This window comes from Clostridium sp. AM49-4BH (genome assembly GCF_003478335.1).
Classification (GTDB): Bacteria; Bacillota; Clostridia; order Lachnospirales; family Lachnospiraceae; genus Butyribacter.
The window spans coordinates 1-11,259 of the sequence record NZ_QUFB01000005.1; the positions used below are offsets into that span (position 1 = coordinate 1).

Here is an 11,259-nt window from a genome sequence, read left to right on the forward strand (position 1 = left end):
TTTTGATTAATGTATGGAATTTAATCTGTGACAAGAAAATGAAAAGAGAAGTTAGTATCGAAAAAAGATACCAACTTCTCTCATAATTAGCCTTAACTTAATGCCATTGACCATTCGGTGTGATACCTTTTTTTACTGGGCTAGCGGGATTCGAACCCACGAGTGCAGGAGTCAAAGTCCTGTGCCTTACCGCTTGGCGATAGCCCATCATTATATAGGAAGAAGCCTCTGCAAATTCTTCCCTTGTTAGAAAAAAATCCTTGCTAGCTCTCTAACAAGGATAAAAGGTGGATACTGGGATTCGAACCCAGGGCCTCCAGAGCCACAATCTGGCGCGCTAACCAACTGCGCTATACCCACCATACATGTAAAGCGTGTCAAGAGGGATTCGAACCCCCGACCTACGGCTTAGAAGGCCGTTGCTCTATCCAGCTGAGCTATTGACACGTATAAGAGCGGGTGATGGGAATCGAACCCACGTATCCAGCTTGGAAGGCTGGTGTTCTACCATTGAACTACACCCGCATAAATTGGAAAGCTCCAAAATGCTTCCCTATATTAAAATGTATGTAAAGCGTCACTAGTCGGGGTGACAGGATTCGAACCTGCGACCCCCTGATCCCAAATCAGGTACACTAGCCAAACTGTGCCACACCCCGAATCACTTTCCGTTTTCCCGTGACGCAAGTAATATTATATGACCATGACACTAAAATGTCAACACTTTTTTTTATTTTTTTTTGCAACTTTTTTCTAAAGTCCTGGAACCCGCATATTTACTGGGTTTGCGTATATTTTATCCCCCTGCATACCGGTTTTTATTCGGGGGAAACATAATGCAGTAGCATCTGAGAAGGTTATGCGATAGCCGATATGCAGGGGATATTTTTGTATGGATTTTTCATCCATTACTCAAGCTTCGGATGTGCGAAGTTTGAATCTATTACTTTACTTGCTCTGACCATAATATGCGTTTTTACCATGTTTGCGGTAATAATGCTTATCTTGCAGTTCTTGGGGTGCAGGATTTACCTTCGGATCGATCTGCTCACAACGTGCCGCCATTTTGGCAACTTCTTCCAAGACCACTGCGTTGTGCACTGCCTCTTTCGCATCCTTTCCCCACGTGAATGGACCATGATTTTTGCAAAGCACTGCCGGTGTTGCAAGATAATCCACTGCTAAGCGTTCAAACTCATCTGCGATAAGCACTCCCGTGTTTTTTTCATAAGCAGTTTCAATTTCTTCTTTCGTGAGGGTACGCACGCACGGAACTTGTCCATACAAATAGTCCGCATGCGTTGTGCCATAGCACGGGATTCCTCTGCCAGCCTGCGCCCAGCTTGTTGCCCACGGTGAGTGTGTATGTACCACGCCACCAATCTCTTGAAAACGATTATATAGCACCACATGTGTAGGTGTATCGGAAGATGGACGGTAATCTCCTTCTACCACCTCACCCTCCAAATTAACAACTACCATGCTGTCGGGAGTCAATTTGTCATAATCCACACCGCTTGGTTTGATGACAAATAATCCCTTTTCACGATCAATACCACTAACATTTCCCCATGTAAATGTCACCAGATGATATTTAGGAAGCAACATATTTGCCTCATACACTTCTTGTTTTAGCTGTTCTAACATCTCATTCCCTCACTTTCCATCCAGGCGATATGTAACACCTTACATTATCTCTACAGCTTTCTGTTCTACACCAAGTCCCTGTTTATAGCTGGCAATAAACGTTTCAAAGCCCTTTACTGCATCAGGATCCGGCTGTTCTGTGCTTCCAACAGCTTCTGCAAATACATAATGATCTAAATAGGCAGCTAACGATTCAGCCTCACCTCTGTCTATCATATATCTTGCCAAGATCGCCATACCCCAAGGGCCGCCTTCACCTGCCGTTTCCATGACTGACACAGGCGTACCAAGCGCTGCGGCAAGCAGTTTCTGTCCTACATCTTTCGTGGTAAAGTAACCTCCATGCGCTAAAATCTGCTCCAAATTTACTTTTTCCTGTTTCAAGAGAATATCCATGCCAACCTTGAGCGCTCCTAAAGCACTTGTCAAATGCATCCGCATAAAATTGGCAAGTGTAAATTTACTTTCCGGTGTTCGCACAAACAAAGGTCTGCCTTCGGATAATTTGGTGATGTTTTCTCCAGAGTAATATCCATAGGACAACAATCCTCCACAGTCTGCATCTCCCGCCATTGCAACCCGGAATAGTTTATCAAAAACCTCTTCTCTTGTAGCTTCAACACCAAAGCATTTCAACGTTTCACCAAACACTTCGATCCAAGCATTAATATCAGAAGTACAGTTATTGGTATGTACCATAGCCACTGCCTCTCCGGTCGGTGTTGTTACAATGTCAATTTCCGGATATACTTTTTCTATTGGTTTATCCAAGACAACCATAGCAAAAGCAGATGTTCCAGCCGATACATTACCGGTTCGCACACGCACGCTGTTAGTCGCTACCATGCCCGTACCGGCATCTCCCTCTGGTGGACAAAGCGGTATTCCAGCCAACAGTGTCCCGCTAGGATCTAATAGCTTAGCTCCCTTTTCTGTCAAAACTCCCGCCTGCTCTCCGGCAAGCAAAATCTTTGGCAAAACATCTGACAAATGCCAAGAATAGTCTTTTTCGGAAATATATTGCTCAAATTGCGCAATCATCTCCTGATCATATTGCTTCGTATCAACATCAATTGGAAACATACCGGAAGCATCGCCGATCCCGATCACTTTTTCCCCTGTCAGCCGCCAATGAAGGTATCCCGCCAGCGTTGTAATGTATGAAATATCTTTTACATGATCTTCTTCATTCAAAATCGCCTGATATAAATGAGCTATACTCCATCGTTCAGGAATATTAAACCCAAACAGTTTCGTTAATTCTGCTGCCGCTTTTTCTGTTGTGCTATTGCGCCAAGTCCGAAATGGTACTAACAAATTATCTTCCTTGTCAAATGCCATATATCCGTGCATCATTGCGCTAAAACCAATCGCACCGATTTTCGTCAGAACCACGCCATATTTTTTCTGCACATCCAACACCATGTTCTGATAACTTTCCTGCAAACCTGTTATGATCTCCTCCAGAGAATATGTCCAATAACCGTCTACCAATTGATTTTCCCAGCGATAATTACCAGACGCAATAGGTTGAAATGTCTCATCTACTAAGACCGCTTTTACTCTGGTCGAACCAAATTCGATACCAAGCGTTGTTCTTCCTTCTTCGATTCTTTTTTTGATCTCGTCCATAGAAAACCATCCCTTCCTCTAATACCAACTCTCGTTAATTGGCTCTCTTTCTTTTCATGTGTGCTAACACAGCCTGTAATACAATAAAGAAGCAAAGCAGTGCTGATAACACAATGCGAACCCACCAGCTGGAAAGTGATCCCTGTGTGGTGATCAAGCTGGATATCGAACCTTTGATCAATACACCAAAAATTGTTCCAAACGGTGTACCAACACCTCCACTTAACAGGGTTCCTCCGATGACAGATGCGGAAATGGCATCCATTTCAAGCCCCTTAGCCTGCTCCACAAAGCCCGAACAGCTATTCAGGCAAAACAGGAATCCACCACATCCTGCCAAAAGTCCATTCAGTAGATATGCCTTAAACTTTGTTTTGCGAACATTTAATCCCATCATCATGGCACTCTGCGCATTTCCACCTACTGCATATACCTCACGGCCAAATTTAGTATACTTCATGATGACCGCGACGATAATGACGATCAGCAATGCAATAATAACGGTTGGATAAATATATGCCGGCAAGAATTTTCCACGCCTGCTGTACGAACCAATTGGCAGATAGATCTTATAATTGGCCCATGCAAGAAATGTTTTATTCTTGATTGAGATCATTTCCGTGCTGATCATGGAAGTCAAACCACGTCCAAAGAACAAACCTGCCAAGCTGACGATGAAAGGCTGTATCTCAAGATAGGAGATCAAAAATCCTTGCACCACGCCATAGGCGACACCAATGAACAGTGCCAAGAGAACCGCCATATAGGCATTCATTCCATGATGTTCCATTTGATTCGCAACCGCCATACATACCAGGGCAGTTACCGAGCCTACCGAAATATCAATACCACCGGTGATCATTACAATGGTCTGTCCAACAGCGATGACCAAAAGACCTGCATTGGAGATAAATAAGTTCAAAAACATCTGTGGTTTCGCAAATCCCTTATCCTCAAATATGATCATTCCTGCTATGTACATTGCCGCAAACAGGCCGATCGTGATAAACAGAAGAAAGGTATTGCTATTAATAGATCGTTTGGATTCTTCATTTCTACGTAAAAACTTCATATTATTTACCCCCTTCCGCTATAGCTGCCGCTCTCTTTGCACGTTGCTTGCTGATAAAGCTTTTGAATACAGGGCTTTGTAATGTGACAATGATAATAACTACGATTGCCTTATATACCGGCAACTGATCCGCTTTAACATTCATTGCATATAATGTCGTAGTCAATGCCTGAATTGTATATGCGCCGATCACTGATCCCATCAGACTAAATTTTCCACCGCCCAATACATTGCCGCCAAGAGCAACCGCTAAGATGGCATCCATCTCTAGGTTCAAGCCAATGTTATTTGCATCTGCCGAATAGATTCTACTGGAAGCGATCACTCCGGCGATTCCTGCCATTAAGCCACAAATCACATACGTTACAAATTTGATCATTGTAGAATTAAGTCCTACCAAGCGAGATGCCGTTCCATTGATCCCGACGCTCTCGATATATAATCCAAGCGCTGTCTTCTTCAGCACTAAGTGCACTAAAAGTACAACGATGATCGCTAAAAAGATTGGCACCGGCACTGGAATTTTGCCAATGTAACCACCAAACACTTTGTAGGAACCAACTCTTACATAAGTGATCTGTCCGGATGTAATGAGCTGTGCAATGCCGCGCCCTGCCGTAAACAAGATCAATGTAGCCACCATTGGCTGGATGTTAAGCTTTGCTACCAAAAATCCATTGAAAGCTCCACATAATGCAGAGGCTAACAGTGCAGCTACAACTCCTAAAGCAAGTGGTGCCGCCAACGCATCGACCGATACCTTTCCACCGGATAATATCTGGCAGCAAACTGCTGCTGCCACCGCCATCACAGCGCCTACGCTGATATCCTGTCCACCGGAAGCCGCTGTAACCAATGTCATGCCAACTGCCAATATAACAAGCTCCGATGCTCGGTTTACAATATCTACAACATAGCCATACAATACGCCATTGTTAATGGAGATCTTGAAAAATCCCGGTGTCGTGATCAGATTGACCAACAACACAGCAATTAAACAAACGATCGGCAAAAACAAGCGCATTGATGTGACTGCCTTTATCTTTTCTTTTACATTACTCATTGTTGTCACCTCCCGCTATTGCCTTCATGATATTTTCCTGTGTTAATTCATCTCCGGCAACTTCTCCTACCTTTTTACCATCTCGCATAACTCCCATTCTTGTGCAAGTACGAAGCATCTCCTCCACCTCAGAAGAAATAAAAGTTACTGCCATTCCCTGATCTGCGAGATCAAGCACCAATTTCTGAATTTCCGTTTTCGTACCAATATCAATACCTCTCGTCGGCTCATCCAAAATAAGATAGTCCGGATCAGTCAATAACCAACGTCCAATGATCACCTTTTGCTGATTACCACCAGACAGGCTCTTGATCGGTGTCTCACGGCTCGCTGTCTTGATCTGAAGCAGATCGATATATTTATCTGCTGCCTCTTCCATTTCCTTTCGGCTCATCGGATGAAACATACCTTTCTTTGCCTGAAGTGCAATGATCATGTTTTCACGCACCGACAGATCTGCCAAAATGCCATCTTTTTTGCGGTCTTCCGGCAAATATGCCATTCCCAGCTTCATTGCATCAAGCGGTGATTTGATCTTAACTTCTTTGCCATTTACCTTGATCGTACCACCATCTGGTTTATCAGCACCATATATTGCACGAACCAGTTCAGATCGTCCCGACCCCAAAAGCCCGGTAAGTCCTACAACTTCACCTTTATTGACGGTAAAGTCAAATGGACGAATGCTGCCTTTTCGGCCAACCTGCTCCGCTTCCACAACCGGAATATACTGTTCCAGCTTTTTATGATCTCCTTTAATATCTGCAAGATCATCGAAATTTTTGCCCATCATCTTAGCAACCAATTCCACACGAGGCAATTCCTTCACCGGATATTCTCCCACCAAATGTCCATTTCTTAATACGGTGATTCTGTCACATACTTCATACACCTGTTCCAGAAAATGTGTAACAAAGATAATTCCTACTCCCTGATCTTTCAGTTTACGCATCAATACAAACAACTTTTCTACTTCTTCATCATCCAGGGATGATGTTGGTTCATCCAAGATCAATACCTGACATTTCATATCAACCGCTCTGGCTATTGCGATCATCTGCTGTTTTGCGATAGAGCACTCTTCCAATTTGTCCGTTGCTCGTGCATCGATCGATAAACTTTTTAGCAATGCTGTCGATTTTTTATTCATTGTATGCCAATCGATCATTCCAAGTTTTTTAGGTTCTCTGCCGATAAATAAGTTTTCTGCCACCGTCAGGTTCGGACACAGATTCACTTCCTGATATACCGTGCTGATTCCATGTTCCTGTGCTTCCTGCGGAGATCGATTAATGATTGCTCCATCTGATCCTGCCATCAAAATCTCGCCGCTCTCAAAGGAATGTACTCCGGTAAGCACCTTGATCAATGTTGACTTTCCCGCTCCATTTTCACCCATCAACGCATGAATTTCACCTTTACGAAGTGTGAAATCTACATGTTGTAATGCTTTTACACCAGGGAATGTTTTGGAAATGTCATGCATACTTAATACCACATTGTTTTCCATAAAGATTCACCCACTTTCTACTGTTTATGATTTATTTTCCCGTGCCATATGTTTTGTACCTTTGCATTATTTTTCCGTACGATCCGTCCTGAAAAATTGCGCAAAAAGGGCGTGGCAGTAACCTTAGGCATCTGCCGGTTGTCCACCACGCCGCTTATTTTTTTGTCTGCTTATTTTGAAGCTGCTGTCAATTAATAAGCTCTCTTATCGATCACATCCTTTGTTACCTTGGTAACATCAAAATCTTTGTCGCCCGCTTTTACTGTTGTCACATCATCGCTGTGAGCAAAAATTCCTTCATCAACATAAGCTTTCTTATCAACCTTTTCATTCGCTTCTAATTTCTTAATAATCTCTTCTACACGTGGTCCATGAAGTGGATTGCACTCTGTATTTAAGATGATCTTGCCAGACAGGGTATCTGTGATACCAGCCTTTGTCGTATCAAAGGACATTACCAAAATATCTCCATCCGGTCCCACTTTTTTTCCTGCAGCTTCAATTGCATTGATGGCACCAAATGCCTCATTATCGTTTTCACAATATACAACATTGATATTTTTATATTGTTTCAACATAGACTCCATAACTTCCTGACCTTTTGCCTGTGTAAATTCACCGGTCTGCTGTGCGAGAAGATTCCAGCCATTGGCTTTTACAGCTTCATTTAGGGCTTCTGTACGACCAATTTGTGCGGATGCACCAATCGTTCCCTGGATGTCGACAATGTTTACTTCCTTCATGCCTTTAGCTTCTGTGTAAGCCTTCAGCCAAGCACATGCTTTTTCACCTTCCAGTTTGAAGTCTGAGCCAACCCATGCAGTATAAAGGCTATCGTCTGATACATCTACCATACGATCTACAATGATTACCGGAATATCTGCATCTTTTGCTTCTTTCAAAACCGGATCCCATCCGGATTCTGTTACCGGAGCAAGTACGATATAATCAACTTCCTGCTGGATAAAGTTGCGGATTGCTGTGATCTGGTTTTCTTGTTTCTGCTGAGCATCATCAAAAATCAATTTGTAACCATTTTTCTCACTAAATGTTGATTTCATTGATTCTGAGTTAGCTGTTCTCCAATCAGATTCTGCACCAACCTGAGAAAATCCAACGGTGATCACATCATCTTTCGTATCACCTTTCTTCCCTCCGGATGAACCACATCCAACTAACAACGTTGCCATCATTGCTCCTAAAAGAGCCAGTCCGAGTAATTTCTTTTTCATAAGCGTATCCTCCTTATCTCGTTAATTTGACGTTCTATTTCAGATGTTTAGCAATCAGTAACCATCGGGCAAACAGTTTTATGTATTGCAGTCTCATCTGTAACTTGTATATATAGAATACTGTTTTTTTCACCGTTCGCATACAGAATATCATTTTGTTTTGGTTGAGATTTTTTCTTTGCAAACAGAATAAGGGGGATTTTTTTGAAAAAAAGTGGAATTTTTTTCGACCGCCCCATCCCCATAGTCTTCTTTTCACAATGACACATGATATTTGTCACTGTATCACCGGAACCTCTGACACGTGATATTTGTCACCGTATTGCCGGATCCTCTGACACGTGATATTTGTCACCGTATCACCGGAACCTCTGACACATGATCCGCCACCTGTATACGGACAAGCGTTCCTTCTCCGGGGTGACTTTCATAGCTGATTCCATACTGCTCACCATAATAAATATGTATTCTCTGATTTACATTTGCCACCCCAAATCCACTTTGTCTGTCAGCACCGGAATCATGATCCATACCGTGGATCAATGCTTTCAGTTCCTCTTTATTCATTCCTTTTCCATCATCTTCTACCTCAAAGATCACATCATTTTCTTGAAAGTAACCCCGAACCGACAAGTGCCCTTTGCCTCTCTTATTGCGAACCCCATGCACCAATGCATTTTCTACCAAGGGCTGCAATAATAGTTTGGGGATTTTTACCGCATACAATTTCTCCTCGATATCAATACTGTACTCTAATACATCTTGATATCGGAACTGCTGGATCTTGAGATAACTTTCAATATGCCGCTTTTCATCATAAATCGTAATAATGTCCTGTCCCTTGCTAAGTGTTGTTCGGAAAAATTCTGACAAATAAGTCACAATCGCCACAACCTGATCATTTTGCTTTGCTTCCGCAAGCCACACAACAGTATCTAATGTATTATACAAAAAATGCGGATTGATCTGCGCCTGAAGCAGTTTACTCTCCAATATCCGCTGCGTTTCATGATTGTGCTGCATATCATCCACCAAATGACCAATCTCCTTCGTCATGTCGTTAAAGTTGTGTGCCAGCACTGCAATTTCATCCTTGGTATTCACTTTTGTCTTAGCTGTAAAATCTCCCTCTGCCACTTTACTTGTCATCTTGCATAATTTGCGTATCGGAACAATAATGCTTTTGGTCGCCTGTGCAGACAGGCAGATTGATAATGCCGTCACGACCATCGCTGTAATCATGCAAAGCAAGATCGTTCTTTCATTATTTTTATCCAGCGCTTCTTTTACCTCCTCAAAGTTGGTTGTTTCTATATAAATATAATTTTGTATGCCTGCTTGGATCAAGGCAGTCAATTCATAGATATTGTCATCCAAATATTTCATATTGGCATCGTACAATTCATTATTTTTGATATTATATTCTAACTCTGCAACATTCTTTTTTAAGGATTTTAAGGAATTTTTCAGGCGTTTGATCTGATTGCGATTGATATCTACTGTAGCTGATTCCGACAACTCATCACAAACAGTTTTTAACTCTTCAATATAATCATATGGATTCACCGTAACAATACCATTGATTGTCGTTTTTCCAATATCCAGCTCATTTATGCTTTTGTTCCGAATCACGGACAGATACATGGTGTAATCAATTCGTTCCTTAAAATCACGTACATACTGATTGGCTCGCTCCACATTTTTATTAATGCCGGCATATGCTGCAGTTGCACTGGATACCGTCCACACCAGATAGCACACAAGAACTATCATGGGCATGATCGCAACAAACGGAATCATGATCAAGCGCTTGTTGATGGATAGTTGATTATATCTTCGCCACTTCACGGACAATCACCCCTTTCTTGATGCGCGATATTCCTTCGGCGTACACCCCTGTGTCTTCTTGAACAGCGAACTGAAATAGTGAGGATCTCGATATCCCGTTTCAAATGCAATCTCTGCAGTTTTAAGAGACGAACAGGTAAGCAGTTCTTTTGCCTTATTCATGCGTATCTCTGTTAAATATTCAACAAATGTCTGATTCATTTCACGGCTAAAGATCGTGCTAAAATAGCTGGCGCTCATCCCCACTTCTGCTGCAACTGTATTCAGCGAAATGTCTTCTGACATATACTGTTTTTTTATGATCTTTTGCGCCGCAAGAATAACATCTGAATATCTCCTGTCACTTACTGTATTGCGCACTTCCAATGCATTTGCCAAAAGCTGTGTCATGTATGTTTGAATGTCTTCCTGTGACTCTGCAGTTGCCAATGCCTCCCGAAGCAATTTTTCACGATCTTTTAATTCCTGCAAATGTGCAATCTCTTCTGTCTGAGTCTTCTCCACCTTATCTTCAAATTTTTTGCAAAAAGAAGTTACCGTGGCAAAGATGTTTACAATAACATATTGCCGTAATATTATAGAACGAAAATGCTCTCTTGGCATCTTATCCAGTAACGCCTCAACAAAATGAGGGACGTCCTCAGGGCTTCCTTCGCTCAAAAAGTCTGCGATCGCATCCTGTATTTCTTTAAGATCATCTACGCTATTGATATCAAATCCGCGTCAGAACTCTTGATGGAATTGCTGTTATCGTCACGATCCTTCTTTTGAAAGGAAAGATATTTTTCGCGCATTTCACGAATACGTCGTTCTCGTTGCTCATATTCCTTCTGTTTTTCATGAATTTTGGAAGCCACCTCCCCTAAATGTTCCAACAATACATTGGAAGAGATTGGTTTCAGCAAATACTCTTCAACCCCTATCTTGATCGCCTCTTTTGCATATTCAAACTCATCATATCCACTAAGAATAATAATATTCGTGTCCGGCAGCTCTTTTTTGACAAGACGACTTAACTCCAGCCCATCCATAAACGGCATACGAATATCTGTGATAAGTATGTCCGGCTTTTCTTTCAAGATCATTGGCAATGCAAGTTCCCCATCGCTTGCCTCCCCAACAAATTCATAGCCCTCCTGTTCCCAATCAATACTATTTTTGATCGCATCGCGAATTACCATCTCATCTTCCACTAAAAAAACCTTAATCATATACATCACCCTTCCATACTCTTTATTGATCAACCTGCGGCTGT

The 11,259-nt window shown here is 42.1% G+C and carries 9 protein-coding genes and 5 tRNA genes; all 14 read right to left on the minus strand.

Annotated features, from left to right (window positions below; all coding sequences use genetic code 11):
• Positions 1 to 135: 135 nt before the first annotated feature.
• Positions 136 to 207: transfer RNA gene (locus tag DW981_RS02370), tRNA-Gln, on the minus strand.
• 79 nt (positions 208 to 286) lie between these two features.
• A tRNA-His gene (locus DW981_RS02375) sits at positions 287 to 360 on the minus strand.
• A gap of 13 nt (positions 361 to 373) precedes the next feature.
• A tRNA-Arg gene (locus DW981_RS02380) sits at positions 374 to 447 on the minus strand.
• A 7-nt stretch (positions 448 to 454) separates the two neighbouring features.
• Positions 455 to 525: transfer RNA gene (locus tag DW981_RS02385), tRNA-Gly, on the minus strand.
• A gap of 59 nt (positions 526 to 584) precedes the next feature.
• Positions 585 to 659 (minus strand) — tRNA-Pro (locus DW981_RS02390).
• Between the two features lie 289 nt (positions 660 to 948).
• Positions 949 to 1,647, minus strand: coding sequence for an L-ribulose-5-phosphate 4-epimerase (locus tag DW981_RS02395; RefSeq protein ID WP_022026033.1), 699 nt, complete (start codon positions 1,645 to 1,647; stop codon positions 949 to 951).
• 39 nt (positions 1,648 to 1,686) lie between these two features.
• Positions 1,687 to 3,279 carry an FGGY-family carbohydrate kinase gene (locus tag DW981_RS02400; protein WP_118506654.1) on the minus strand — a complete coding sequence of 531 codons (1,593 nt, stop codon included), beginning with the start codon at positions 3,277 to 3,279 and terminating at the stop codon, positions 1,687 to 1,689.
• Between the two features lie 34 nt (positions 3,280 to 3,313).
• Positions 3,314 to 4,351 (minus strand): sugar ABC transporter permease, encoded by a 1,038-nt coding sequence (locus tag DW981_RS02405; RefSeq protein WP_022026030.1) that lies wholly within the window; start codon positions 4,349 to 4,351, stop codon positions 3,314 to 3,316.
• Between the two features lies 1 nt (position 4,352).
• A complete protein-coding gene (locus DW981_RS02410; RefSeq protein WP_118506655.1) occupies positions 4,353 to 5,414 on the minus strand; it encodes an ABC transporter permease in 1,062 nt (353 codons plus the stop codon).
• Complete coding sequence (locus DW981_RS02415; RefSeq protein WP_118506656.1) at positions 5,407 to 6,924, minus strand: sugar ABC transporter ATP-binding protein; 1,518 nt, start codon at positions 6,922 to 6,924, stop codon at positions 5,407 to 5,409. The genes DW981_RS02410 and DW981_RS02415 overlap by 8 nt, the downstream gene beginning before the upstream one ends.
• 191 nt (positions 6,925 to 7,115) lie before the next feature.
• Entirely contained in the window at positions 7,116 to 8,156 is a 1,041-nt protein-coding gene (locus tag DW981_RS02420) for an ABC transporter substrate-binding protein (protein WP_118506657.1), read from the minus strand.
• A 351-nt stretch (positions 8,157 to 8,507) separates the two neighbouring features.
• Positions 8,508 to 10,004, minus strand: a complete 1,497-nt coding sequence (locus DW981_RS02430) for a histidine kinase (protein WP_243034642.1) — start codon at positions 10,002 to 10,004, stop codon at positions 8,508 to 8,510.
• A gap of 6 nt (positions 10,005 to 10,010) precedes the next feature.
• On the minus strand, positions 10,011 to 10,664 hold the full coding sequence (locus DW981_RS16065; RefSeq protein ID WP_147352591.1) for a response regulator transcription factor: 654 nt from the start codon (positions 10,662 to 10,664) through the stop codon (positions 10,011 to 10,013).
• Positions 10,665 to 10,702: 38 nt separating this feature from the next.
• Positions 10,703 to 11,215 carry a response regulator gene (locus DW981_RS16070; RefSeq protein WP_118506707.1) on the minus strand — a complete coding sequence of 171 codons (513 nt, stop codon included), beginning with the start codon at positions 11,213 to 11,215 and terminating at the stop codon, positions 10,703 to 10,705.
• Between the last annotated feature and the right edge of the window lie 44 nt (positions 11,216 to 11,259).